24 protein-coding genes and 1 other RNA gene are annotated in these 26119 nt (G+C 59.4%); 7 read left to right on the top strand and 18 right to left on the bottom strand.

What is annotated here, in order from left to right:
- Positions 1-62: 62 nt before the first annotated feature.
- From ACONT6_RS04320 to mraZ, 12 genes are all read right to left on the bottom strand, one after another.
- Complete coding sequence (locus ACONT6_RS04320; protein WP_428820574.1) at positions 63-893, bottom strand: cell division protein FtsQ/DivIB; 831 nt, start codon at positions 891-893, stop codon at positions 63-65.
- A gap of 35 nt (positions 894-928) precedes the next feature.
- Positions 929-2386, bottom strand: coding sequence for a UDP-N-acetylmuramate--L-alanine ligase (murC, locus tag ACONT6_RS04315; RefSeq protein ID WP_428820573.1), 1458 nt, complete (start codon positions 2384-2386; stop codon positions 929-931).
- Between the two features lie 43 nt (positions 2387-2429).
- Entirely contained in the window at positions 2430-3524 is a 1095-nt protein-coding gene (gene murG / locus ACONT6_RS04310) for an undecaprenyldiphospho-muramoylpentapeptide beta-N-acetylglucosaminyltransferase (protein WP_428820572.1), read from the bottom strand.
- Positions 3524-4762, bottom strand: coding sequence for a putative lipid II flippase FtsW (ftsW, locus tag ACONT6_RS04305; RefSeq protein ID WP_428820571.1), 1239 nt, complete (start codon positions 4760-4762; stop codon positions 3524-3526). Before ftsW ends, murG begins: the two co-directional genes overlap by 1 nt.
- Complete coding sequence (gene murD / locus ACONT6_RS04300; protein WP_428820570.1) at positions 4759-6174, bottom strand: UDP-N-acetylmuramoyl-L-alanine--D-glutamate ligase; 1416 nt, start codon at positions 6172-6174, stop codon at positions 4759-4761. Before murD ends, ftsW begins: the two co-directional genes overlap by 4 nt.
- A gap of 35 nt (positions 6175-6209) precedes the next feature.
- Entirely contained in the window at positions 6210-7295 is a 1086-nt protein-coding gene (gene mraY / locus ACONT6_RS04295) for a phospho-N-acetylmuramoyl-pentapeptide-transferase (RefSeq protein WP_428820569.1), read from the bottom strand.
- Between the two features lie 12 nt (positions 7296-7307).
- Positions 7308-8678, bottom strand: a complete 1371-nt coding sequence (locus ACONT6_RS04290; protein ID WP_428820568.1) for a UDP-N-acetylmuramoyl-tripeptide--D-alanyl-D-alanine ligase — start codon at positions 8676-8678, stop codon at positions 7308-7310.
- Complete coding sequence (locus ACONT6_RS04285; RefSeq protein ID WP_428820567.1) at positions 8678-10207, bottom strand: UDP-N-acetylmuramoyl-L-alanyl-D-glutamate--2,6-diaminopimelate ligase; 1530 nt, start codon at positions 10205-10207, stop codon at positions 8678-8680. The genes ACONT6_RS04290 and ACONT6_RS04285 overlap by 1 nt, the downstream gene beginning before the upstream one ends.
- On the bottom strand, positions 10204-11964 hold the full coding sequence (locus ACONT6_RS04280; RefSeq protein ID WP_428820566.1) for a peptidoglycan D,D-transpeptidase FtsI family protein: 1761 nt from the start codon (positions 11962-11964) through the stop codon (positions 10204-10206). Before ACONT6_RS04280 ends, ACONT6_RS04285 begins: the two co-directional genes overlap by 4 nt.
- Positions 11965-12069: 105 nt before the next feature.
- A complete protein-coding gene (gene ftsL / locus ACONT6_RS04275; RefSeq protein WP_239692677.1) occupies positions 12070-12342 on the bottom strand; it encodes a cell division protein FtsL in 273 nt (90 codons plus the stop codon).
- 15 nt (positions 12343-12357) lie between these two features.
- A complete protein-coding gene (gene rsmH / locus ACONT6_RS04270) occupies positions 12358-13284 on the bottom strand; it encodes a 16S rRNA (cytosine(1402)-N(4))-methyltransferase RsmH (protein WP_428820565.1) in 927 nt (308 codons plus the stop codon).
- A gap of 55 nt (positions 13285-13339) precedes the next feature.
- Complete coding sequence (mraZ, locus tag ACONT6_RS04265; RefSeq protein WP_078085699.1) at positions 13340-13783, bottom strand: division/cell wall cluster transcriptional repressor MraZ; 444 nt, start codon at positions 13781-13783, stop codon at positions 13340-13342.
- A gap of 580 nt (positions 13784-14363) precedes the next feature.
- Here mraZ and ACONT6_RS04260 point away from each other — a divergent pair.
- Positions 14364-15041 (top strand): phosphoadenosine phosphosulfate reductase family protein, encoded by a 678-nt coding sequence (locus ACONT6_RS04260; RefSeq protein WP_428820564.1) that lies wholly within the window; start codon positions 14364-14366, stop codon positions 15039-15041.
- Between the two features lie 71 nt (positions 15042-15112).
- Here the strand turns inward: ACONT6_RS04260 and rnpB are convergent.
- An RNA gene (rnpB, locus tag ACONT6_RS04255) (RNase P RNA component class A) lies at positions 15113-15490 on the bottom strand.
- A 74-nt stretch (positions 15491-15564) separates the two neighbouring features.
- Positions 15565-16407 carry a 16S rRNA (cytidine(1402)-2'-O)-methyltransferase gene (gene rsmI / locus ACONT6_RS04250; RefSeq protein ID WP_428820563.1) on the bottom strand — a complete coding sequence of 281 codons (843 nt, stop codon included), beginning with the start codon at positions 16405-16407 and terminating at the stop codon, positions 15565-15567.
- 35 nt (positions 16408-16442) lie between these two features.
- Between rsmI and ACONT6_RS04245 the strand changes: the two genes are divergently transcribed.
- From ACONT6_RS04245 to ACONT6_RS04230, 4 genes are read left to right on the top strand one after another with little or no spacing between them, the layout of a single operon-like run.
- A complete protein-coding gene (locus tag ACONT6_RS04245) occupies positions 16443-18347 on the top strand; it encodes a penicillin-binding protein activator (protein ID WP_428820562.1) in 1905 nt (634 codons plus the stop codon).
- A 35-nt stretch (positions 18348-18382) separates the two neighbouring features.
- On the top strand, positions 18383-18742 hold the full coding sequence (locus ACONT6_RS04240) for a YraN family protein (protein ID WP_428820561.1): 360 nt from the start codon (positions 18383-18385) through the stop codon (positions 18740-18742).
- 28 nt (positions 18743-18770) lie between these two features.
- Positions 18771-19364: an SIS domain-containing protein gene (locus ACONT6_RS04235; protein ID WP_078085703.1), complete on the top strand. Its 594-nt coding sequence runs from the start codon at positions 18771-18773 to the stop codon at positions 19362-19364.
- 3 nt (positions 19365-19367) lie between these two features.
- Positions 19368-19967, top strand: a complete 600-nt coding sequence (locus ACONT6_RS04230) for a BON domain-containing protein (protein WP_428820560.1) — start codon at positions 19368-19370, stop codon at positions 19965-19967.
- Between the two features lie 112 nt (positions 19968-20079).
- Here the strand turns inward: ACONT6_RS04230 and ACONT6_RS04225 are convergent, their stop codons facing one another.
- Positions 20080-21270: an acetyl-CoA C-acyltransferase gene (locus tag ACONT6_RS04225; RefSeq protein ID WP_428820559.1), complete on the bottom strand. Its 1191-nt coding sequence runs from the start codon at positions 21268-21270 to the stop codon at positions 20080-20082.
- A 210-nt stretch (positions 21271-21480) separates the two neighbouring features.
- On the opposite strand from ACONT6_RS04225, the gene ACONT6_RS04220 reads away from it, so the two are divergent.
- Entirely contained in the window at positions 21481-22077 is a 597-nt protein-coding gene (locus ACONT6_RS04220) for a LemA family protein (RefSeq protein ID WP_428820558.1), read from the top strand.
- A gap of 9 nt (positions 22078-22086) precedes the next feature.
- Positions 22087-24093, top strand: a complete 2007-nt coding sequence (locus ACONT6_RS04215) for a M48 family metallopeptidase (RefSeq protein ID WP_428820557.1) — start codon at positions 22087-22089, stop codon at positions 24091-24093.
- A 122-nt stretch (positions 24094-24215) separates the two neighbouring features.
- Here the strand turns inward: ACONT6_RS04215 and ACONT6_RS04210 are convergent, their stop codons facing one another.
- The 3 genes from ACONT6_RS04210 to ACONT6_RS04200 all read right to left on the bottom strand — a co-directional run bounded on the left by ACONT6_RS04210 (position 24216) and on the right by ACONT6_RS04200 (position 26117).
- Positions 24216-24839 carry a Yip1 family protein gene (locus tag ACONT6_RS04210; protein ID WP_428820556.1) on the bottom strand — a complete coding sequence of 208 codons (624 nt, stop codon included), beginning with the start codon at positions 24837-24839 and terminating at the stop codon, positions 24216-24218.
- Between the two features lie 232 nt (positions 24840-25071).
- Positions 25072-25464: a ClpXP protease specificity-enhancing factor gene (locus tag ACONT6_RS04205; RefSeq protein WP_078085709.1), complete on the bottom strand. Its 393-nt coding sequence runs from the start codon at positions 25462-25464 to the stop codon at positions 25072-25074.
- A 23-nt stretch (positions 25465-25487) separates the two neighbouring features.
- The gene (locus ACONT6_RS04200; protein ID WP_428820555.1) at positions 25488-26117 is read right to left on the bottom strand and encodes a glutathione S-transferase N-terminal domain-containing protein; all 630 of its coding nucleotides are present in this window, start codon (positions 26115-26117) and stop codon (positions 25488-25490) included.
- Positions 26118-26119 lie beyond the last annotated feature (2 nt).

Below are 26119 nucleotides of genomic sequence, written 5' to 3'. Positions count from 1 at the left end.
CGATCCACATTGAGCATGTCAGATCAGGGCCGGGCCCAGCTTTTTATCTGCCTGTTTTGTTGTCAGTTTTCTTTTGTGTCTTTTTGTTTCCATTGCACCGCAACTGCATTGTTATAGCGGGTATCTACGCCCACAATTTTCTGCAGATGCGGCGCCAGTACGCCGCGTGTCAGACTGAGAAAGCGATCTACTCGCTCCAGCAGTTCATCGTGCCCCAGCTGCAAGCGGATACCACTCACCAGCTCGAGCTGCCACCCCGCCAGGTCGTCAAACGACAGCCGGCGTACTTCCATATCTTTTGTGGTGAGCAGCCCGGCCAGCGCCTGGTACTGCGCCATGATCCGCTCCACCAGTTCCGCATCCCCGGCCAGTTCCGGCAGACGCAGTTCCTTCAAATTTTCCGGTCTCGGCAACAATTCACCGCTGGCAATCAAAAGCTGATCGCCGCCCCAGATAGCGAGAGGCTCAGCCTCTTCCACTACCACCTCGACACCATTTGGCCAGCTGCGGCTTACCGAAGCATTCACAATCCACGGGTTGGCCATCAATGCCGCGCGCATTTCGCCGATGTCCAGCGAGAAGAACCCTTTGCGCAAATACGGCAGCAGGATGTCTTCGACCTGCGTCTCCGTTACCGCGCGAAACGGCGCTTTTACTCGCACATTCTCCAGCGCATCTACGCGGCTCAGCTCTACCGCCGGAGCCTGCTGCCACAACCAGCGCGCGCTGTAGCCGAGACCCGATCCCACCAGTAGCAGGAACGCCACTGCCAGCAGCAGCCGCAACGGGCGCAGGCCCGTTTCCTCGTTCGGGTCCGGCAATGCGCGGGCACCCCGAGGCGACGGCTTACCGCGACCTTTCTTTTGCTGCTGGACCTTTTTCTCTCTCGCCACGTTTACGCTTCGCCAAACCGGGCCATTGAGACCGATTACTGATCCGAGCCGGACTTGTCGCCGAAGCGCCATTCCGACAGCTGTTGAGCAAGGCCACCAACATTACCCGCCCCCTGGGTGAGGACGATATCGCCGGGCTCCAGCAAATCCGCCAGTACCGGCGGGACCTGCTCAACCTTTTCCACAAAGATCGGGTCTATCTGGCCGCGGTTGCGGATACTGCGCGCAAGGGTACGACCATCTGCCCCCGGAATTACCGCTTCACCGGCGCTATATACATCTAGAAGAACCAGTTTGTCGACCTGAGAAAGCACCTGTACAAAATCTTCGAACAAATCCCGTGTACGCGTGTAGCGATGCGGCTGATACACCATCACCAGTCGACGCTCGGGCCAGCCGTCACGCACGGTTTTGATGGTCGCCGCCACTTCCCGTGGGTGGTGACCGTAATCATCTACCAGCATCACCGGTGCGGCATCGCTGGCATCACTCACCGGGTACTCACCGTAAATCTGGAATCGACGTCCGACGCCCTGGAAACCTTTGAGCCCCTCGCGAATTGCCGCGTCGCTAACACCTTCTTCGCTTGCCACTGCGATCGCAGCGGTCGCGTTCAGAACGTTGTGGATTCCGGGGATATTCACACACACATCCAGCACGCTGCCATCCGGGCGATGCACATTAAAGAAACTGCGCAGCGGTTCCTGATGCACATCGCTGATGCGGAAATCATTACTCTCGTCAAAGCCGTAAGTTGTCACCGGACGCGCCATGCGCGGAATCACTTCCTGCACATTAGCGTCATCCCCGCAGACCACCGCCAGGCCGTAAAACGGCAGATTGTGGATAAAATCGATAAAGATCTGTTTGACCTTTTCGAAGTCTCCGCCGTAAGTCTCCATATGGTCCGCATCGATATTGGTAACTACCGTGACCATCGGCTGCAGATGCAGGAAAGAGGCATCGCTCTCGTCAGCCTCCGCGACCAAATAACGGCTCTCGCCCAGGGCGGCATTGGCACCGGCACTGTTCACCAGTCCGCCGATAACAAAAGTGGGGTCCTTGCCGTCAGCCGCAAAGATCGACGCGATCAAACTGGTGGTGGTGGTCTTACCGTGGGTACCGGCAACAGCAATACCGTAGCGGTAGCGCATCAATTCACCGAGCATCTCCGCACGACGCACCACTGGAATACGGTGGTCCCGCGCCGCGATCAGCTCCGGGTTATCCCCATAGATCGCGGAAGAATTGACCACGACATCCACATCGCTGACATTTTCAGCGCTGTGCCCAATCAGCACCTTGATACCCAGGCTGCGCAGACGCTCGGTCACCTTGCTCTCGCGCAAGTCGGATCCGGAGACTTCGTAACCCTGGTTCTGCAAAACCTCGGCGATGCCGCTCATTCCCGCACCGCCCACACCGATAAAATGGATCCGGCGAATGCGGCGCATGGCAGGCACGTGGTAGCGACGATCGCCGTTGTCAGTCATATTTTTCTCAGCAGTTTCTGAATTCTTTGATTCGCGAGACATATCAACACCCCATCTCTTCGCGACATACGTCCAACACCCGGTCGGTCGCATCGGGCTTGGCGACACGGCGTGCAGCCTCTGCCATTGCCAGTAATTTTTTCGGCTCGGCGAATAGTTCCTCGAGCAATGCGGCGAGTTGGTCTGCGTCCAGCGCATCCTGCTGGATTACCCGCGCCGCGCCGGCTTTTTCCAACCACTCGCCATTTTTGGTCTGGTGGTCATCAATGGCGAATGGGAAAGGCACCATGATGGCACCGAGTCCCGCGGCAGCGATTTCAGACACGGTCAGTGCACCGGACCGGCAAATCACCAGATCTGCCTGGGCGTAAGCACCTGCCATATCGCTGATAAAGGGAACTACCTGAGCCTCCACACCGGCGCGCTCGTAAGCTTCCTGCGCCAGATCCAGGTGACGCTGACCGGCCTGGTGTACAACCTGAGGGCGCTTGTCCGCGGATATTTTTGCCAGTGCCTGCGGCACCAGCTCATTGATCGCCACGGCGCCGAGGCTGCCACCCAGTACCAGTAAACGTAGCGGTGACGACTTGCCCACCCGCTCCGCTGGTGCTGGCAGCTCGGCGATTTCCGCACGCACCGGATTACCCACTTCCTGCGCTGCAGGCAGACCGCTGGGAAATGCCTCCAGCACGCGACTGGCAATTTTCGCCAGTAAACGGTTGGTGGTACCGGCTACCGCGTTCTGCTCGTGGATAATCAGCGGTATCCCTGCCAGTCGCGCGGCAACGCCGCCCGGTCCGGTGGCAAATCCGCCAAACCCCAGTACCGCATCCGGCTTCACATTGTTGACCACTTGACGTGCCTGCCAGATCGCTTTGCTGATCTGGATGGGCGCTTTCAGCAGGGCTGCAGCGCCCTTGCCACGGATCCCTTCCACGGTGATGAAGTGCAGCGGGATTTCCGCAGCCGGAATCAACTGCGCTTCGATGCCACGCATGGTACCGAGCCACTCGACGCTGCCGCCCTGCGCTTGCAATGCCCGTGCAACTGCCAGCGCGGGGAATACATGCCCGCCAGTTCCGCCTGCCATCACCAGAAATTTTTTGCCGGTGAACGGCGCGTTGTCAGACTTTGCCATCACGCCGCCTCCCCGGTTTTTCGATCACCCAGTTGCAGAGGGTTGAAAATAGGCAGCTGTCGAATCTTGGCGATACTGCCCTCCGATTCATTTTGGTCACTGTTCAATTCTTTCTGCGCGCGCCACGCCAGCCCAAACAGGGCGAAACAAACCACCAGGCTGGATCCACCTGAGCTGACAAACGGCAACGTCAGCCCTTTTGTCGGCAACAGTCCGGAAGCCACGCCCATGTTGACGAAAGCCTGCCCCGCCAGCAGTACCGCGATGCCGAAAGTCAGCAGCGCAGTAAAAAATTCCTGCTTCACCAGCGCTTTGCGCACCAGCCGCAGCAGTGACCAGGTGAGCACCACATACAGGCCGATTACCACCAGACCGCCGAACATGCCCCACTCTTCCGCCAGAATCGCAAATACAAAATCCGTATGCGCTTCCGGCAGATAAAACAGTTTCTGCACGCTGTTGCCGAGGCCGACACCAAACCACTCACCGCGGCCAAAGGCGATCAGCGACTGGGTCAACTGGTAGCCGCCGGCATACTGCTCGCCCCAGGGATCGAGGAATGTCGTCAGGCGCTGCAGTCGATACGGACTCACCAGCGCCATCAACACCAGCCCGCAGGCGGCGAGCCCTACCAGCAAAAACGTATGCGGCAGACGCGCGCCAGCGAGAAATACCATCGCCAGAGCAGTGCCGGAAATGACCACTACTGAGCCAAAATCCGGTTCCAGTAAGAGCAGCACTGCCACAATACCCAGTACAGAGATCGGCACCATAAAGCTGCTCCAGTGCCGCAACTTTTCGTGGCGCCGGGTCAGAAAGCTGGCGAAAAAAATCAGGCAGCAAAACTTGGCAATCTCCGCCGGCTGCACGGTAATCGGGCCCAGTGCAATCCAGCGCATACTGCCGTTAACTGCACGTCCTACACCGGGAATCAACACCACCAGCAACATGCCGCAGGCGAAAATCAACAGCGTCCAGGACAGGTTGGACCAGGTCGCCAGCGAGACGCGGCTAACTATCAGCGCGCCAAAGGCACCGGCAGCCAGGAACACCAGATGCCGCTTTAGGAAGTACCAGGCATCGTTGTACACGTCGGTGGCAAAAGCGATGGAAGCCGAGGCCACCATCACCACGCCGATACTGGCCAGCGCCAGCACACAGAACGGCAGGACCCAGGCGAATTCATCACTCTGATCATTGGCCGCCACTTTCAATTTGGTCTGATCCTTGCGACTCACTGCGCACCTCCTGCGCCCTGCGCAGTATCGGCGTCGCTATCAGAGGTTGCGATCTGCTCGTTGACCGCACGGCGAAAATCTTCGCCGCGCGCCTCAAAATTGCGGTACATATCAAAGCTGGCGCAAGCCGGCGACAGCAAAACAAAATCACCACTGTGCGCCATGGCAGTCGCTGCCGCGACCGCTTCATCCATAGTTGATGCTGCGGTATGAGCTACTTTGCCAGCGAAGGTTTCCGCGATTCTGGGGCCGTCCACACCGATGGTGACCAGTCCGCGCAAGGTATGCGCGGCCGCCGCCAGCGGGGAGAAATCTGCTCCCTTGCCATCGCCGCCGGCGATCAGCACGATTTTTCGCTCCCTCTCTACGAGGCCATCCAGCGCCGCACGGGTGGCACCTACATTGGTGCCCTTGGAATCATTTACAAAGGTGATGCCGTCGCGATCCGCCACCCGCTCACAGCGGTGGGCCAAGCCGGTAAAGGTGCGCAATACCTCCAGCATGGCAGCCATCGGCAAGCCAACCGCTTTACCCAGCGCCAGTGCTGCCAGCGCGTTAGCCACATTGTGACTGCCCACCATGCCCAGCTCGGCGGTCGGCATCAGCTTTTCGGCGCCCTGTGCCAGCCAGCTCTCACCATCGGCGTAGATAACACCAAACTGCTGCAGGTCCGGACGATCCAGCCCGAAACTCCACTCGTAGCTTTCGCGCGACAGAGGCCCACGGGTCAGTGGATCCGCCCGATTGATCACGAACTGGCGCGCGTGGCGATAAACCCGCTGCTTTGCCCGGTGATAGGCAGCCAGATTCTCATAGCGGTCCATATGGTCGGCACTGACATTTAGAATCGTTGCTACTTCGGACTGCAGCGAGTAAGTGGTCTCCAGCTGAAAGCTCGAGAGCTCCAACACAAACAGTTCCGGCAGCTTTTCTTGCCCGGCTAGCAGATCCAGTACCGGCACACCGATATTGCCACCCACACGGACGTCCACGCCCGCCGCTTCAGCCATCAATCCCATCAGGGTTGTTACGGTAGTCTTGCCATTGGAGCCGGTAATCGAAATCACTTTGGGCGCAGGCTCGGCCACTGCCAGCTCGCGGGCAAACAGCTCGATGTCGCCAATCACCGGAATATCCGCCGCCACTGCCGCGGCAATCGCCGGTTCCGCCACGCCGATACCCGGGCTCACAATAATCTCGCTGGCTGCCAGCAGTGTCTCCCGGTTCAGGGGACCGCACTCAACAGGCACGTTGGGAAACTCTTCGCGGAACGCGGCCAATGCCGGCGGCGCTTCCCGGCTGTCCACCACAACCGGAGAAATACCCTGGCGCAGCAGAAAGCGCACTACCGATTGCCCGGTAGCGCCCAGTCCGATGACCACTTTTTTCTCTGAGGTTGCGATGAGGCTCATTGGCTCTACATTTATCCCAGTGTGTTCAATTCAAATCAGCGCAGCTTCAGTGTCGCCAAGCCGGCGAGCACCAGTACCACGGTAATAATCCAGAACCGCACGATGACCCGCGGCTCCGGCCAGCCTTTTAATTCAAAATGGTGGTGCAGCGGCGCCATGCGAAAAATACGTTTTCCGGTCAGCTTGAATGAGGCCACCTGCAAAATCACCGACACAGTTTCCATCACGAACACCCCACCCATGATGAACAATACGATCTCGTGGCGGGTGATCACGGCAATGATGCCGAGCGCCGCTCCCAGTGCCAGCGCGCCCACATCGCCCATGAATACCTGGGCCGGATAAGTGTTAAACCAGAGGAATCCCAACCCGGCCCCGCCCAGAGCGGCGCAGAATACGGCGAGTTCCCCCGCCCCAGAAATCGACGGAATATGCAGGTAGGTGGCGAATTCCACGTGCCCTACCAGATAGGCAATCACACCCAGCGCACCGCCTACCATGACCGAAGGCATGATCGCGAGGCCATCCAGGCCATCCGTGAGGTTGACCGCATTACTCGATCCGACCACCACGAAATAGGTCAACAGTACAAATGTGATGGGCCCAAGATTGATCGCCACATCCTTGAAAAACGGCACAAACAACTGGGTTTCCGCCGGCGTAGTCGCACTCATAAACAGATAGATGGCCGCGCCCAGCCCCGCAACCGACTGCCAGAAATACTTCCAGCGCGCGATCAATCCACGGGAGTTCTTCTCCACGACTTTTTTGTAGTCGTCCACAAAACCCACCGCACCAAACACAAAAGTGACCAGCAGGGTTACCCACACCAGTCGGTTACTGAGATCGGACCACAGCAGAGAGGCGGAGAAAATGGCTGCAAGAATCAGGGTCCCCCCCATAGTCGGGGTACCGGATTTGCTCAAATGAGATTGCGGGCCATCGTCGCGCACTGCCTGTCCTACCTGCAGACGGTTAAGCCAGGTAATCATGCGCGGGCCCACCAGCAGAGAAATACCCAGCGCCGTCAGCGCGCCGAGAATGGCGCGCACGGTCAGGTAATCGAAGACCGAAAAGCCCTTCTCAAACTGTTGTAAATATTCAGCCAGCCATAGCAGCATCGTTAAAACCTTTTATTGATTCCCGTTGGTCAGTGCCTGCACAACCAGTTCCATACGCGCACTGCGGGAACCTTTCACCAGCACAGTGGTGTTTCCATCCAGCTCCGGCGCCAATGCCCGAACCAGGGCCTCGCGCTCGGAAAAATTCCTTTGTTTGTTGGGGTGCCCGGCAGCAAACTCGATGCTCGCCGCCGCACTCAGGGTTCCCAGAGTAAACAGTTGATCGACACCGCGTTCACGGGCCAGTTGCCCCATTTCGCGGTGCGCGCGATCCGCTTCCGGACCGAGTTCTGCCATGTCACCCAGAACCAGTATTTTCTTGCCTTCCCGCTGCGCCAGCAGCTCGATGGCAGCGCTGACGGAACCCGGGTTCGCGTTGTAGCTGTCGTCAATCAGCGCCGCTCCCGATGCGCCGGTAAACGACTGCATACGGCCGCCAACCCCTGCCAGCGCACTCAGGCCAGCAGCAATTTCTGCAACCGGGATACCCGCGGCGTAGGCACAGCCCGCAGCGACCAGCGCATTGTGCACATTGTGCTCACCCAACAACTGCAGCTGTACCGGGTGGGACACGCCCTCGATTACCAGATCAAAAGACGGACAGCCCAGTGCGTTCAGCGCAATATTGTCCGGGTGGATTGCACACTGATGCCCAAATCCGACCTCGACAGTGCGCACGCCTTCGGGCATTTCACCCCGCCAGTAATCCGCGTAGTTATCATCCGCGTTAATCACTGCGATTCCGCCAGTCTCAAGACTGGTGTAAATCTGCCCCTTGGCGGTAGCAATGCCATCGACGGAGCCGAAACCCTCTACATGGGCTGGCATCACATTGTTTACCGCTGTAATCTGCGGTTTAGCGATGCCGCACAGGTAGCCGATTTCATCGGGACCACTGGCCCCCATCTCCACGATCAGAACCTGGTGCTCCGGCGCCAGGGAAAACAGGGTCATGGGCACACCGAAGTGATTGTTCAGATTGCCGCGGGTTACACAGACCTTGTGGCGCTGGCCAAAAATTGCCGCGAGCATTTCCTTGACCGTGGTTTTGCCACAAGAACCGGTAATCCCGATGACCGGTCCACCGAACTGCTCGCGACACAATCGACCAATCTGCCCGAGGGCTACGGTAGTGTCAGACACCAGCCACTGCGGCAGCGTCGATCCCTCGATGACCTGTTCGGTTACTACGCCGAGAACCTTTCCGTCCACCTGATCCAGAAAATCGTGTGCATCAAAATTCTCTCCGCGCAGGGCAACGAACAGGGAGCCGGCATCCAGTTTGCGGGTATCGGTACACACCGCCTCGAAGTCCACGGAGCCATTTGGCAATTCGCCACCAAAACGCTGCTGTAACTGTTGCAGGGAGAGCGGTGCAATCATCAGCGGCTGCCCTCCACTTCCTGCTCGGCTCTGCGCGCGAGGGCCTCTGCAGCCTGTTCGCGATCGCAAAAATGCAGTTTTTCGCCGGCTATCAGCTGGTAATCTTCATGGCCCTTGCCGGCGATCAGTACCGTGTCACCGGCCGCCGCCTCGCCAATGGCAAAGCGGATGGCTTCGGCGCGATCGATTTTTACGGTGCACTGGTCAGCCTCAATTCCCGTAAGGATGTCATCGACAATTGCCTGTGGATCTTCCCCGCGCGGGTTGTCACTGGTAACCACTGCGTGATCCGCAAGCTCTGCAGCAATACGCCCCATGGGGGCACGCTTGCCGTTGTCGCGGTCACCACCACAGCCAAAAACGCACCAGAGTTTGCCGCGACAGTAAGGGCGAGCCGCCTCCAGCGCCGCGCGCAACGCATCCGGTGTGTGTGCGTAATCCACCAGGACATTGATTTCATCCGCGGCCTGCCCCTCACTCGCGACACGTTCCATCCGCCCCGGAACCGGCTGGATATTGGGAAACTCGGCGAGAATATCCGCCAGCGGCATACCTGCAGCGCCCACTGCGGCAACCACAGCCAGCGCATTGTGGATATTGAAATCACCAATCAGCGGTGCACGCAGTTCTCCTTCGCCCCAGGGGGTAATCAGATCCACGGCAAAACCATCGTCGAGACGTTTCAGGTTGCGCACCTGAAGATCCCCGGACTGCAGTCCATAGGTAATCAACTTGAGCCCGCGCAGCTTGCAGCGTTCAACCATCTGCGCGCCGAAAGGATCATCAATATTGATCACACCGCGCTTCAGCTTGGGCAAACCGAACAGCTTTTCTTTGGCGGCGCCATAGGCAGCCATGTTGCCGTGGTAATCGAGATGATCGCGGGTCAGGTTGGTAAATACCGCGGTATCGAACACCAGCCCGTGTACACGCCCCTGGGACAGGGAGTGGGAAGACACTTCCATGGCAGCAGCGCGCGCGCCCTGGGCATAAAATTCCGCGTAATCGTGTTGCAGGCGCACCGGATCGGGCGTGGTCAGGCCCGTCTCTTGCAGGCTGATCGCGCCCTCTTTCCATACGCCGTTGCCAATGGTGCCCATCACTGCGGCACTGCCGAAGTGCTTCGCCAGCAGCTGGGAGGCCAGGTAGGCACAGGTGGACTTGCCATTGGTTCCCGTTACACCGACGAGGTACATGGCCTCCGATGGATGTCCGTAGAAACGCGCCGCGATCTCGCCAACACGCGCGGCGAGCCCGGGGACAGTGACAACCTGAACACCCTTGCGCTCTTCAGTTCCCAGCACGTCGCCGTCCGCAAGCACCGCGGCGGCGCCACTGTCGATGGCGGTATCAATAAACTTGCGACCGTCTACCACGGTGCCGCGCAGGGCCATAAATACGTCACCGGCTTTGACCTGGCGGCTGTCCAGCGCCACGCCGGTAACCTCGATGTCCGGAATCCCCGCGTAACCCGGCACCAGGGTCATCAGGGAGATCTTGCGATTCTGAATTGCATTCTGCTGGTTCACGATGCAGTACCTCTCTCGTCCAGCTGTGTCGCCAACTGCTGCTCAGCAGGGGCGACTTTTTCCGGTGGCACCTGCAACAGGCGCATGGCACCGGTCATTACCTTGCCAAATACCGGCGCGGCTACTTCACCGCCGTAGTACTTGGCATTACTCGGGTCGTCGATGACAACCACCGCCGCGAGGCGCGGATTATCCGCAGGAATAAAGCCGGCAAACACCGACCGGTAGCGGTTATCGGCATAACCGCCGCTACCCACTTTGTGCACGGTGCCAGTCTTGCCCGCTACCCGGTAACCCTCAACCGCAGCCCGCTTGCCGGTCCCCTCGGAGCCGATAACGGTTTCCAGCATGGCACTGACCTGACGCGCTAGCTCAGGCTCGACCACGGGTTCACCAGCCACCGGCTTTTTACCCTGCGCCAAAATCAGCGAAACCGGGCGCTTGAGCCCGGCATTGGCGACGACACTGTAGGCTTGGGCCAGTTGCACGGCATTCACTGTTAAACCGTAGCCGAAGGCAAAGTTGGCCAATTCAATGGGATGCCACCGATCCCGGGTGGGCAGAATGCCCGGCGCCTCCCCGGGGAATCCGCTGCCAACCGCCTCTCCGAGCCCAAGCCGGTAAAAAAGTTCACGCAGAGTTTCCGGCTCCAGGTCCATCGCCACCTTGGTGATCCCGACCTGGCTGGATTTGGTGATCACCCGGGTCAGGTCAATCTCACCGTAGTTCACCGGATCCAGCAGCGTCTTGCCCGGCAGGCGGATATAGCCGGGACTGGTATTGATGCGGGTATGGGGCGTGTAACGCCCGGTCTCCAGCGCCGCCAGCGCGGTCAGGGGCTTGATGGTGGAACCCGGCTCGAACTGGTCGATCAGTGCGCGGTTGCGCATCGCCGCCGCCTTTACCCCGTGACGATTGTTCGGGTTAAAAGAAGGCTGATTGGCCATCGCCAGCACATCGCCACTCTGGGTATCCAGAATCACCATAAAGCCCGAGGCGGCACCGTTTTCCGCCACCGCTTTTTTCAGCTCCCGGTATGCCAGGTACTGAAGGCGCATATCGATGGTGAGCTGCAGATCGCGGCCAGGGCGTGCCTCCTGCTTCACAGCCAGATCCTGCACCGTGCGTCCCTTCAGGTCTTTCACCACCTGACGCTTGCCCGCTTCGCCCGCCAGGGACTGCTCGTAGGCGAGCTCAAGCCCCTCCTGACCGAGGTCGTCAATATTAGTAAAGCCCAGCAACTGCGCAGTGACCTCGCCGGCCGGGTAAAAACGGCGATATTCCTTCTTGCTGTAAACACCCGCCAGATCCAGGCCCAACACCTTGTCCGCACGCTCCGGGGTCATATGCCGGCGGAGGTACATGAAGCCTTTGTTGCGATACTTCTCCAGACGCTTGGCAAGGCGTGCCGGCGGCGTACCCAGGGCCGCAGCCAACGCGCGCAGCTCTTCCGCGCTCGCTTCTTTCAACAGCTGAGGGTTTGCCCAGATAGTCTGCACCGGGGTGCTCACCGCGAGCAGTTCGCCGTTGCGGTCAAGGATGGAACCCCGGTAGGCGGCAATCTCTTCGGTGCGAATGGTGCGCGCGCGCCCCTGATCCTGCAGGAAGCGGTAACCCTTATCCTGCTCCGGCAATACCTGCAGGCCCGCCAGGTGCACGATCAGCGACACAGCGAGCAGGCACAGCAAACCGGCCACCAGCGCAAAGCGCCAGCGGGCAATTCCCGGCTGTTGTTGCTGTTTTTTCACTGCACCCATGATCGAAATATTCCCTGCGCTTTTCGCGCACCTTTATATCTACTTGTATCTACTTGCTCTTTCGTCGTTCTGCTTCTTGCTTCTTTTATTACTTACTGCGACTAACTATTTGACCAGTACCCGTTCTGCGGGTGTTGGAGCCCGCATGTGCAGCTCCTCCCGGGCCACCTGCTCGATCCGGCTGTAGGCCGACCAGGCACCGCGCTCCAGCAACAACCGCTCCTGCTCGTAGCGCAACTCATCTCGATGGTGTTGCGCCTTTTCCAGCTGGGCGGTCAGCGCCCGACTTTGCTGGGTGGTGTGCACCACGCCCAGAGCCGAAACCATCAGCAGCCCCCAGAGACCGGCCAGTAACCATCGGTTTCCGTTCAAATCCACCTCAACTCGCCGCCATCAGCCCAGTCGCTCGGCCACGCGCATTACTGCACTGCGCGACCGCACGTTGTCACCGATTTCTTCGGCCTCGGCCTTCACCGCCTTACCCAGAGAGCGCAGTGTGCGGTGAATCTGACTGTCCATTACCGGCAGGCCGCGCGGCAATTGCGGCCCCTTCTCCTGTTCGCGGATGAATCGCTTCACTATGCGATCCTCCAGCGAATGGAAGCTGATCACCACCAGGCGACCGCCCGGCTTCAGCAGCGCCAGAGATTTCTCCAGTGCGGCCTTCAGATCATCCAGCTCCCCGTTGACGTGAATCCGGATGGCCTGAAATACCCGTGTTGCCGGATGTTTTCCTTTTTCCCAAGCAGGGTTGGCGGCTTTCACCACCTCAGCCAGGTCCAGAGTGCGGGCAAAAGGCGTTTCCGCCCGCCGGCGCACAATGGCTCCGGCCATACGGCGCGCAAAACGCTCCTCCCCGTACTCCTTGAACACGCGAGCCAGCTCGGCCTCGGACTCGGTATTTACCCAATCCGCAGCACTTATTCCGCGGCTGGTATCCATTCGCATATCCAGCGGGCCGTCCTGCATAAAACTGAAACCGCGCTCGGCCTGATCCAGCTGTGGTGAGGACACCCCCAGGTCCAGCAGGATGCCGCTTACCTGCCCGGCCATTCCGGCCGCCGCCTGATCCATATCGGCAAAGGACCCGTGCCAGATATCGAAGCGCGGCTCATTACCAAAACGTTCGCCGGCAAACTCGATGGCCTGAGGGTCCTTGTCTACCGCCAGCAGACGACCAGCCTCTCCCAGCCGCTCCAGCACCAGCGCGCTGTGACCACCACGCCCGAAGGTCCCGTCTATATAAAAGCCGTCGGGATCTACCACCAGGGCATCCACAGCCTCGCGTAACAACACACTGCGATGCAGATCTTGGGACACCCCGTTCTCCTAAATTTGTGAAAAATCGTTCGTGAAACTTGCTTCCGGAGCCCAATCAGAGAGACAGAGATGCCATCTCTTCCGGCATCTCTCCGTCGCCCTCGCTGTCGTCCAGCCAGTCCATCCAGCGGTCTTCGCTCCAGAGCTCGAGCTTCTTGCCCTGCCCCACGAGCATCAGCTTTTTCTCCAGCCCGGCGTACTCGCGCAGGGTCGGCGGAATCAGTACGCGACCATTGGCATCCACCTGCAGCTCGCAGGCGTAGCCGATCAACAGCCGCTGCGCGCGACGCGCAACCTTGTTGAAACTGGACAGCGCTTCAATTTTAGGGAGAATTTCGCGCCACTGCGCCTCAGGATAGACGAGCAGGCAACGCTCTTCCGTATGCGCAGTAACGACCAGCCGGCCACCGCAATCTTCCAGCAGCGAGTCCCTTACTCGCGCCGGAATGGCCAGACGCCCCTTGGCGTCCATATTGATTGCGTGACTTCCCAGATACATGGATCAGCTTCCGCGATCGCCCCTGGCTCGGTTTTGATTGTGAAAGGCGAAAAAATGCGCGATTTGCCACCGGGATGCGTGATTAACCACTCACAACCACATTCATCCCACCAAGCCCCACAAAATTCCACTTTTCTCCACTTCCGACACTATAAATCTGGGCGGCATAAAGTCAAGGAAATCGACAGTATCTCCAGAGAAAAAACCCAGTATTTTCGCGGCCTGCAGGCGAAGTGTTCACATTTTGAGCGCAACAGTGGGTGAGCAAATATGCAACAAAGCAAGCACTTACTCTGGCAAGCTGACAAGTTACTTTAAGTTTGAGCGGGAGCACCCTGAAGCGGAACAAAAACCCGCTTTGCGAGTGAACACTAACCGGGCTGGACGCCAGACAAGGAGAAATGCGCCAGAAACCTACAGGATGGGATGCGGGTACCGCCACGCCGGATCGGAGGGAGAAGCGCACCTGCGAGCTATGTTAGAACGTCAGGGCATATAAAAATCAGCTTTTATTATTTTTAATGGGAGTCGAGTCACTGTAGCTTTGCCGTATCCGAAATTTCATCAGGAATACACCGCAATGGGCTTTTCAGCAGGACTGAGCAAACAGAGCGCCACCACACGCACCTTCCATCACGGTGCGGACCTGGACGCGCTCAATCAGCGCTTCAAAGGCAGCAAGCCCAGTGAAATCATGCAGTTCACCATCGCCGAAGCGGAAAACCCGGTGGTCTTCACCAATTTCCGCCCGCTGGCAGTGGCATTCCTGCATCTGGTCACCCGCGCCAAACCCGATATCCCCGTCATCTGGGTGGACCACGGCTACAACACGCCGGAAACCTACCGTCATATCGAGAAGGTGATCAAGCTACTCGACCTGAACCTGTACACCTACTCCCCGAAAATGTCCGCGGCGCATTACAACGCGGTCTACGGCGGCATTCCCCCGCTGGATACCCCGGAACACGATTTCTTCTCGCGCACCGTCAAGCTGGAGCCGTTCAACCGCGCCATGCAGGAATTGAAGCCGGACGTATGGCTGAACGGTATCCGCCACGACCAGAACGCCCACCGCAAGGGCCTCGACATTTTCACCAAGGGCAATCACGGCACCATCCGCGTCGCGCCCATGTTCCACCTCAAGGAAATTGATGTGGAAGAGTACGTGTACGAAAACGATCTGCCGGACAACGACGTGTACTTCGATCCGACCAAGGGTGAAGAGCACCGCGAGTGCGGGCTACTGCTGCAGAAATAAGCGGGAAGCTTAGGGCTCGGCACAGGTAATCAACCAGCGGCGCGAGCGCCGCGGTCTCATACGCGTGGAATTTGGTGAGTCAGCCGATAAGCCGGGTTCTGTCGCGGACAATCATTCATCTGGGATGCCTGTCACCAGACACCTCAAGCGACCTACCCGCCCCCAGTGCGGGTCACACCTGCTAGCTTTCGCTAAAGGGGGCCTATTTGGTCTTGCTCCGAACGGGGTTTACCGTGCCGCGAACTGTTACCAGTCGCGCGGTGCGCTCTTACCGCACCCTTTCACCCTTACCTGTGCTTCCGAAGAAGCCATCGGCGGTCTACTCTCTGCTGCACTTTCCGTAGGCTCGCGCCCCCCAGGCGTTACCTGGCGTCCCACCCTATGGAGCCCGGACTTTCCTCCATCCCATCGCCCGAAGACGACAAAACAGCGATTGCCTGGCTGACTCGGCGCGAAGAGTAATGACCGCTGCAGGCATATGCAAGCAGAACCTCCGGCCCACGCGTCAATCTCGCCGATCGCCCTACTTTTGCGCCAGCGACCAGTTATACAACAGCTTTTTGTTTACCCCGGTAATCTCCGCCGCCACCGCCGCCGCACGCTTGGGCGGCAATTCGGCCAGCAACAATTTCATCACCCGTTCAGCCTCGGCATCCAGCTCCGACGCCTTACCTTCGGCCGCTCCCCTTACCAACAGCACTATTTCTCCCCGCTGCTGGTTGCTGTCTGCGGCCACCCAGTCCACCAGCTCCGCCAGCGGTAACAGGTGAATGGTTTCAAATGCCTTGCTGATCTCACGCGCAATGACCGCCTCGCGCGCATCCCCGAAAACCTGCTGCATCGCACCCAGGGTATCCAGCACCCGGTGCGGGGCCTCATAGAACACCATCGTGCGCGTTTCACCGGCGAGCGCCTGCAGGGCCTTCTCCCGCGCCAGTGACTTGGCGGGCAGAAATCCCTCAAAGCTGAAGCGGTCACTGGGTAAACCGGCGGCAGACAGGGCCGCCACAAAGGCACAGGGACCCGGAATCGGCACCACTTTGAAGCCGCGCTCACGCGCCTCCCGCACCAGGCGGTAGCCGGGGTCCGAGATCAGCGGGGTGCCCGCATCGGAAATCAACGCTATCGTCTGCCCCTCTTCCAGGCGCTGTAGAATCTTTGCGGTTCTCTGGTCATCGGAGTGGTCGTGGTACGCAACCAGGGGGGTTTCGATGGAAAAATGGGAAAAAAGTCTCTGACTGTGACGGGTGTCTTCCGCCGCCACCAGATCCGCGGATTGTAGAACTTCGACCGCTCGCGGTACCATATCCGCCAAATTGCCAATGGGCGTCGCGACGATATATAGCACTGCTGTATCCAGCCCCATAGTTCACTCCAGAATAAGTTTTGTGGGAGAAGAATATGTCCGCCCTTTACCGGCGAATCCCCTTCGTTATCAACAGCCTGGCAGCCGCCACCCTGGCGCTGACCCTGGCCGGGTGCCAGACCCCGAGCACCGAGCCCGGCGCACAGATTCCGGCCAACACCGGCAATCCCGCCGTAGCGGACCGCCAGAGTGCTATCCGCCTGCTGAATAGCGCCAGTCAGTTGCCGTCCCCGGAAAAAGACCGGGCACAGCTGCAGGCGGCCGCCATTCTATACACTCTGGGCGATAACGCGACGGTCCGGCAAGCTGCCAGTACCATCGATGCGGAGCAGCTGACCGATACCGAGTACGCCAAGTACGCCCAGGTATACGGCAGCGCCCTGGCTGCAGACGACGAGTTTTTCGCCGCGCTGGACCTGGTGAGTGCACCGCGCCTCGAGCAGGCCTGGTTCCAGATTCCCGCAAACACAGCGCTGCCACTGCGCAATCTGCGCGCCGACCTGTGGAGCCTGATGGGCGATATCGACAGCGGCATCGCCGAGCGCCAGCGCATCGCGCCCCTGGCCCTGGACGACGAAGCCATCGCCATCAATAACGACGGTCTCTGGCAACTGCTCACCCAGCTGCCCTCCAGTGAACTGAAACAGCGCGCCGCGGAAAGTCTGGACTCGAAAATGCGCGCCTGGTACCAGCTCGCCCTGCTGGGGCGCGACACCCAGGCCGATATAAGCACCCAGCTGACCGCGCTCAGCCGCTGGCGCCAGCAATGGCCGTCTCACACTGCCGTCTCTCACCCGCCACAGGCGCTGCAGCTACTGGAGCGTCTGGCCTCCCAGCGGGCACAGAATGTCGCCCTGTTGCTGCCACTCTCCGGCCCCCTGGGAAATGCGGGTCGCGCGATTCGAGATGGCTTTATGGCAGCCTACTACAGCGCCCTGGATGCCGGCGCCCCGACACCTCAGGTAAAGGTTTACGACACCGGCACCAGCCAGCAGTTTGAGGAAATCTACCAGACGGCGGTAAATAATGGCGCCCAGGCAGTAATCGGCCCCCTGGACAAGAGCAAAGTCGCCAATCTACTGGCCACAGAAACCCTGCCGGTCCCGACCCTGGCACTGAACTACGGCGATCAGGGGCGTCTCACTGACGACCTGGTGCAGTTCGGGCTTGCCATCGAGGATGAAGCTCGCCAGGTTGCGCGACAGGCCTATCGCCAGGGGCACCGCCAGGCAATGATCCTGGCCCCGGAATCCAGCTGGGGACAGCGCGGCCTGGAGGCGTTCACCGAAGAGTGGAACCGCCTCGGCGGTACCGTCAGCGAGAGCCGCAACTATCGCGACAACACCAACTTTTCCCAGCTGGTTAGCGACTCGCTGCTGATCTCCGAGAGCAAGGAGCGCGAGCGGGAACTGCGCAGCAAACTGGCAGCGCCCCTGAAGTTCACACCGCGCCGCCGCGGCGACGTGGACATGCTGTTTGTACTCGCGCAGCCCCAGCAGGCGCGACAGATCAAGCCGATGCTGTCATTTTTCTACGCCGGTGAGCTGCCCGTGTTCTCCACTTCGCAGATATTCGCCGGCAACGTCGACCGCCAGCGCGATCGTGACATCAATGGCGTACGTTTTACCGCACTGCCGTGGCTGTTTGAAGACGACAACAAGACCAAGCAGAACATCGTCAAACAGGCGGCCCCCGCGCCCGCATTCGCACGACTCTACGCGCTGGGTGCCGACGCATTCCGCCTGTACCCGCGCCTGCCGATCCTGCGTCAATTCCCGCAGCAACAGGTTTACGGCCTGACTGGCGCGCTCAGCCTGAGTGCAGACGGACGTATCGTGCGCGAGCAGATCTGGACCAAAATCGAAAAAGGTGCACCGGTCCCGATCACCACAGGTGAAACCGGGGTAATGGCTACGGATAGCAGCGCGAGTATCGATTAAACACTGCAGACATCCATCCATAGAAAGGGAATTCCATGGATACCACCAGTATTGGCAACCACATGGAGGCCGTCGCCGAGCAGCATTTGATGCGCGCAGGCCTGCGCATTGTAGAGCGCAATTTTCGCGGGCGTTTCGGAGAGATTGACCTGATCGCACGCGACGGCAGCACGCTGGTTTTTGTTGAAGTACGCTATCGGCGCAACCGCAGCTTTGGCGGCGCCGGGGTTTCAGTAGATTTCCGCAAACAGCGCAAATTACTGGCCACCGCCAACGGTTATCTGCAATATCGTAAAATTGATTGCCCCTGTCGGTTTGATGTCATCACCATCGAACGGGGCAAACAAAGCGAATCCCTGAATATCGATTGGATTCAAAACGCCTTCGGGCAATAGGCTCATCCAGATGGAAACCACAGAGTAAATGGAACAGAGAGTTGTAACGCTGTTTCACCACAGCATTGAAGCAACAATGAATGCTGGTGAACTTTTGGCACCGCTGATTGCCGAAGCCAGCGAAATGATCGTGCATACGCTGCTGGCAGAAAACAAACTCCTGATCTGTGGCAATGGCCTCAGCGGCGCCCTCGCGCAAAGCTTTTCCGCGCAACTGATGGGCGGCTTTGAGCGCGAGCGCCCGGGGCTGCCCGCACTCGCACTGAACGGGGACGCCATCACTACCGGTACGGTTGCTCGCAACCATGGTCGCGCGGAGTCTTATGCTCGCCAGATTCGCGCGCTGGGTCAGCCCGGCGACCTGCTGGTGATCATCAGTACCCACGGCAGTGATTCCAATCTGGTTCAGGCCGTGCGCGCGGCACACGATCGAGATATGGGTGTACTCGCACTCACCGGTGGCGAAACAGACGGCGACTGCACCGCCCTGCTGGATGTGCACGATATCGAACTGCGTGTACCGTCTCCGGTTGCATCCGAGGTACACCAGGTCCACCTGCTAACCCTGTTCTGTCTGTGCGATCTTATCGACAGCAGCCTGTTTGGCGGATACGAGGAATGATCCATGCAATTGAATACAGGTAAACCATCTTTGAACGCTCTGAAGTTGACCATTGCCGCTTGCGCCCTCTCCATTTTCAGCGGCTGCGCAACGGTACTCGATGCCACACACGACGGTCCGATTCAACCGGACCCGGGTGAGCGCACTTTCGGTACCTATATTGATGATCAGCAGCTGGAAACCATCACCAAGGTCAATATCGGCAAGGCGCACCCGCAACTCAAAGCAGCAAACATCGATGTAACCAGCTTCAATGGCGTGGTACTGCTCACTGGCCAGGTGTCCAGCAACGAGCTGCGCAATCTGGCAGGGGGCACCGCACAACAGGTACACTCCGTTCGCCAGGTTTACAATGAAATCCAGGTGCGCGGCACCACTTCCATGCTTGCCCGCACCAGCGATACTTGGCTGACCACGAAAGTAAAAAGTGTGTTGATGACCGACAAGGAAATCGACAGCGGCCGCATCAAGGTAATCACCGAGAATGGCGTGGTGTACCTGATGGGATTGCTCACTCGCCACGAAGCGGAAAATGCCGCAGAAAAGGCGCGCACCGTGGGCGGGGTACAGAAAGTCGTGAAGGCAGTGGAGTATATCGACTGATCCTCCCACCAGTTCACACAATAAAAAACGGAGGCTCAGGCCTCCGTTTTTTATTGGTGCGGGAATAATACAGGTTGCGGCCCGCACATCCGGGGGCCGCAACCCGATTGGCTTATGGTCGCTCCAGAGCCACCGCAGTTGCCTCACCACCGCCGATACACAGGCTCGCCACACCGCGTTTCAGGTCGCGATTCTCCAGCGCGGCAAGCAGGGTCACAATCACCCGTGCGCCACTGGCACCAAGCGGATGACCAAGTGCACAGGCGCCGCCATTGACGTTGACCTTGTCCCGCGGCAGGTCCAGCTCTTTCATTGCCGCCATGGTGACCACGGCGAAAGCTTCGTTGATCTCGAACAGATCCACATCCGCCGCACTCCAGCCAGATTTCTCTAGCAGGTTGGCCATCGCCGACACCGGTGCCGTGGTAAACCACTCCGGCTCATGGGCGAACTGGCTCTGCCCCTTCAATACCGCCAGAATGCGGATACCGCGCGCCTTGGCTTCGCTCTCGCGCATCAGCACCAGCGCCGCCGCCCCATCGGAAATGGAACTGGCATTGGCCGCAGTGACGGTACCATCCTTGCGGAAAGCCGGGCGCAGTTGCGGAATCTTGTCCGGACGGGCGCCGCCGGGGCCTTCGTCCACGGACACCTCTACATCGCCCTTACGCGAGCTGACGGTAACCGGCGTGATCTCGCGCTCGAAAGCACCGCTCTCGATTGCCGCATTGGCGCGTGCCAGTGACTCCAGCGCGAACGCATCCTGCTCCTCGCGGGTAAATGCGTACTTGTCCGCGGTGCACTCGGCAAAATTGCCCATCAGCTGCCCGTCATAGGCGTTTTCCAGGCCATCGGTAAACATGTGGTCGAGTACTTCACCGTGTCCCAAACGCATACCGGCACGCGCCTTGGGCAGCAGGTAGGGCGCATTGCTCATGCTCTCCATACCGCCAGCCACAACCACTTTTGCGTCTCCTGAGAGCAGCGCATTGCGGGCCATCATCACGGTTTTCATACCGGAACCGCACACCTTGTTAACGGTCGTGGTCGGAGTACCCTCAGGAATACCAGCCCCCAGGGAGGCCTGTCGTGCCGGTGCCTGGCCGAGGCCTGCTGGCAGCACACAACCCATCAAAACCTCATCCACATCGCCTGCCGCCACACCGGCGTCCGTGAGCGCGCCGCGGATGGCAACCGCGCCCAGCTCGGGGGCGCTCAGACCCGACAGTGCGCCCTGCATCGCGCCCATGGGTGTGCGGGATATTCCTACAATGACCACGGGGTCTGTAACTTGCTCGCTCATGCTGTAATCACTCCAGATTTAACGGCAAACGCCACAAAAAGCTGACCAGCATTGCGGCGACTCGTATTTTCGCGGCAGATTATACCCCATCCCGGGGGGCGTTCGCCTATCCACCTTTCGTTGTATTGTCCATGGTAGTATCGGGCGCAATCTAGGGATAAACCGATCCCCCCGACAAGACTGACCTTTGACAACAGGAAGACTGCACCCATGGAAGTTTCAACCATCGTCTGGCTGGTAATTCTGGCTGCGCTGGCGTTTTACATCATCAGCATTTACAACAAGCTTGTATCCCTCAAGAACCGCTACGAAAATGCGTTTGCCCAGATCGAGGTGCAACTCAAGCGCCGCTACGACCTGATCCCCAATCTGGTGGAATCCGCAAAAGCCTACCTGAAGCACGAGCGGGAAACCCTGGAGGCGGTGATCAGTGCACGCAACTCGGCCCTGGCTGGCCTGAAAGCCGCCGCCAGCAACCCCGGCTCCGCCGCAGCCATGGCAAACCTCGGCAACGCCGAAGGCGTTCTGGCCAACGCTCTGGGCCGCCTGAACGTGGTCATGGAAGCCTACCCGGACCTGAAGGCCAACCAGACGGTTCAGCAGGTGATGGAGGAGCTGACCAGCACCGAAAACAAGGTTTCCTTTGCGCGCCAGGCTTTCAACGACGGGGTGACCGCCTACAACACATTCCGCCAGAGCTTCCCCCCGGTATTCTTTGCCGGCTTCTTCGGTCACCGCGAGAACGGCAAGCTGCTGGAGTTCGCCAATTCCGAAGTCTTCCAGGCTGCCCCCAAGGTCCAATTCTGACGCGCTGCCATGAACTTTTTTGAATACCAGGACAAAGCCCGCCGCAACTCCACGCTGCTGGTTGCACTGTTTGCAGCGGCAGTGCTCGGGCTGATCGCCATCACCACCCTGTTTATCGCTGTGCTCACCCATTACTCCCGCGGTCAGGACTCGCCGGCTTCCGTCGGCGCCATGCTGGGCACCCTGGGGTGGGACACCGTGGCCGGTATTGCGGTGACCATCGCCGCGATTATTGCCGTGGCGAGCTTTTTCCGCCTGCGTCAGCTGGCAGCGGGAGGGCGTGCAGTGGCGGAATCACTGGGCGGCAAGAAGATCAACATTTCCCCCTCGGGCCTCGCCGAACAGCGCGCGCTGAATGTGGTGGAAGAGATGGCGCTCGCCTCCGGGACCCCGGTGCCGGATGTCTACATCATTGAAGACGCAGCGATCAATGCCTTCGCCGCCGGCTACAAGCCCGCTGATGCGGTGGTCGGGCTCACCCGCGGCTGTATCGAACAACTCAGCCGGGACGAACTACAGGGCGTTGTAGCACACGAGTTCAGCCATATCTTCAATGGGGACATGCGCCTCAACATTCGTATTGTCGGGCTGTTGCACGGCATCCTGATCATCGGGCTGCTGGGCACCTGGTTGCTGCGCGGCAGCTACTGGAGCGGCGGGCGCGACAATCGGGGACGCGCAGTGGCCTTCGGCATCGGCGCCGGACTGGTAGTGATCGGGTACACCGGCACTTTTTTCGGCAACCTGATCAAGTCGGCAGTAAGTCGTCAGCGGGAGTACCTGGCGGATGCCTCCGCCGTGCAGTTCACCCGCAGCAATCAGGGGATCGCCGGCGCGCTGAAAAAAATTGGCAATTACACACCCGGCTCCAACCTGAGCGCCGCCAACGCCAGCGAATTCAGCCATATGTATTTCGCCAGCAGCCTGAAACATTCTCTGCTGGGCATGTTCGCCACACACCCACCGCTAGCTGCGCGCATCAGCCGACTGGACCCGAACTGGCGCGGCTGGAGTGCGCAAGGTTCGCAACCGACCGCAGCTTCGGATGCGACTGAGGCGGCACCCTCCGCCGCCGGCGAACAGGTATCGCAGCTGCACGGGGCAACACAAGCTAGCCCGGTTACCGCGCCTGCGGACACCGGCAACCCCTATCAGGCGCAGCTGGGCCAGGTACTGGAAACCGTCGACAACAATATCGCCGCCCCCTCCGCCGAGCATATGACCCTGGGGCGCGAGCTGCTGTCCCGGGTTCCGGCAGACCTCAAAACCGCAGCCCACGACCCGTTTGCGGCCCGCGCCCTGGTATACGGCCTGCTGATGGCACCGGAACAGCAAGCGCTGCAGAGGGAGATTCTGGCCCGCTCTGCACACCCGGCGGTGTTGCGGGAATACGGCAAGCTGGAACCGGCACTCAAGCTACTGCCAATGGATTGCCGACTCCCACTGCTCGACCTTTGCGTACCGGCGCTCAAGGCGCTAGCACCTCAGCAGTACCAGATATTCAAACGCAACGTGATCAAGCTGTTGCGCGCGGATGGCAAGATTGAGATCTGGGAATGGGCGCTGTACCGGGTGCTGATGCACGGCCTGGAGGGCGCACCAGATTTTCAGCGCAAAGCAGGCAATGGCAGCGCCAAGGGCATCGGCGATGCGCACAGATTCCTGCTGGCCACCATGGCCCATGCGGGGCACGACGCCTATCTGGATGCCCGGCGCGCTTACGACGCAGGTCAGACACACCTGGGGCTATCCCCCACCACCCTGCCCGCCCGCAGCGACATCACCCTGCAGAGACTGGACAAGGCACTGGCGATCGCCACAGACACCGCGCCGCTGAAGAAGCCGGCATTCCTCAAATCCCTGGCCGTGACCCTGGCTCACGACGGGGTTGTCGAAGGCACCGAGGTGGAATTGCTGCGGGCAATTGCCGACTGCCTGGATTGCCCCATGCCACCGATTGCCCTCACCGGTATCAGCGCAAAGACTGCAGCGGCCGCAGATACAACAGCGGCCTGAGGAGCCTCAGTTACAGTATTTCACGGTGGCAAAACGCAAGAAGCCGGCTTTACGCCGGCTTCTTCATTTCTGCGAAACGCTGGAATAGGGCCACCGCAGGTAAAGCCCGCACCGCACCTCCGCTAGGTGTAGTGATGCTGGTACACGGGGCCAACCCCCATGGTCCATATGATCACAGAGCAGATCATGATGGTGACCAACCCCACCAGGCCGATGGTGAGCACTGCACTCGCATACAAAAAGGCGCGTTCTTTGCTCATATTCATCAGGATCGGAATGCCTTCGTACAAGAGGTAAACCGAGTAGATCCCCGCGAGCCCCATCACGGTCACCACCAGCCACAGATGGGGGTAGAGCATTACGATCCCCGCCAGCAGCACCGGCGTGGTAATGAAAACCGCCAACGCAGTGCCCTCGTAATGCCGTGTGGGCTCATCGCCCTCGACCCCGTAGGCTTTAGCCATCCAGTTGATAAACTCACCTACCAGGTAAATTCCGACCAGTAGCGCGATATAGGTAATCACCGCGAGGCTACCACCGCTGGCGGGTGTGAGCTTGGAAACGTGCCCACCGAGTTCGAACCCCACTTGGGTAACGCCGATATACCCTGCAATACAGGGAATCAGTGCCAGAATCGGCACATGGCTAAAGAACACTTGCAAAAATGAGTGCTTGTCGGCGCGAATCGCCTGCCACTCTTTATCCGGGTTGGTAAAAATGCCGATGGTATGGCTTAGTAATTTCACGTGGGTCCCTCCTAAGCACCGCTTGCTTGCAGTATCGGAAGGCCACCGCCAATTCACCAATCAATAACAGGAATAAGGCGTCAATTTTTACGCCAGCATGCAGGATGCATGTACAGAACAGGAACAGACAAGGAAGTACGCGACCTTCAGGTCACCAGTACAGGGAGCAAATGAGCGGAAAACTGCCCGTCGCAAGCCCCGGCAGCAGCCGGGGCCTGAGGGCCACAAGAGGTTACTTGACCACCCGTAGCGAGGGCTTTTTGGAGGGCTTTTTGAGCGTGGTTGGAGGTGTCGGCTCCGGCGGTTCCGGCGTCTCTTCCGGCTCGAATACCATACCCTGCCCGTTTTCACGGGCATATATACCAACCACCGCCCCTACCGGCACCTGAATGTCGGTAGGCACACCGCCGAAGCGCGCGTTGAAGCGGATGGCATAGTTGTCCATGGTCAGTCCCATCACCGCGGTTTCAGAGACATTCAGGACAATCTGCCCGTCTTCATTCACGTGCTGCTGGGGGACCAGCACACCGTTCATATGGGTATCCACCAACAGGTACGGGGTGCACTTGTTGTCGGTAATCCACTCGTAAAACGCCCGCAACAGGTAGGGGCGATTCGGGGTCATCGGCGGTTTATTCAATCAGCACCTCAAGAGCGCATTTCGCGCTCAAATTCGGTCAGGCTCTGCTGGAATGCTTCCCGTGCGAACAGGCGATCCATGTAGTCCAGCAGCGGCTTGGCCTGCTTGGTCTTGGGCAGCGCGACTTCCAGCTGGTCCAGACGCCACAGCAGGGGTGCCATACAGCAGTCCACCAGCGAGAACTCCTCGTTAAAGAAGTACGGCAGGTCGGTAAACATCGGCGCAATACCCACCAGGCTGTCGCGGAGCTCTTTGCGAGCTGCCGCCACGTCTTTACCGCCAGCGAGGATCTTGTCGACCAGCGGGCACCAGTCGCGCTCGATACGGTGCATGATCTGGCGGCTCTGGGCGCGGGCTACGGGGTAGACCGGTAGCAGTGGCGGATGCGGGAAGCGCTCGTCCAGATACTCCATCATCACCTTGGTTTCGAACAATACCAGGTCACGATCCACCAGAGTGGGCAGAGAGTTGTACGGGTTGAGGTCTGCAAGCTCCGACGGTTTGTCGTCTGGATCTACATCAATGATATCAACGGAAACACCTTTCTCCGCCAGGACGATACGCACCCGGTGGCTAAAGTGACAACGACCATCGGAAAAGAAGGTCATGGAGGAGCGCTTGTTGGTGGGCACACCCATTG

This window comes from Microbulbifer sp. MCCC 1A16149 (assembly GCF_050368945.1).
Classification (GTDB): domain Bacteria; phylum Pseudomonadota; class Gammaproteobacteria; order Pseudomonadales; family Cellvibrionaceae; genus Microbulbifer.
Note: the sequence above shows the minus strand (reverse complement) of the source record. Positions and strands in the feature narration are given on the sequence as shown.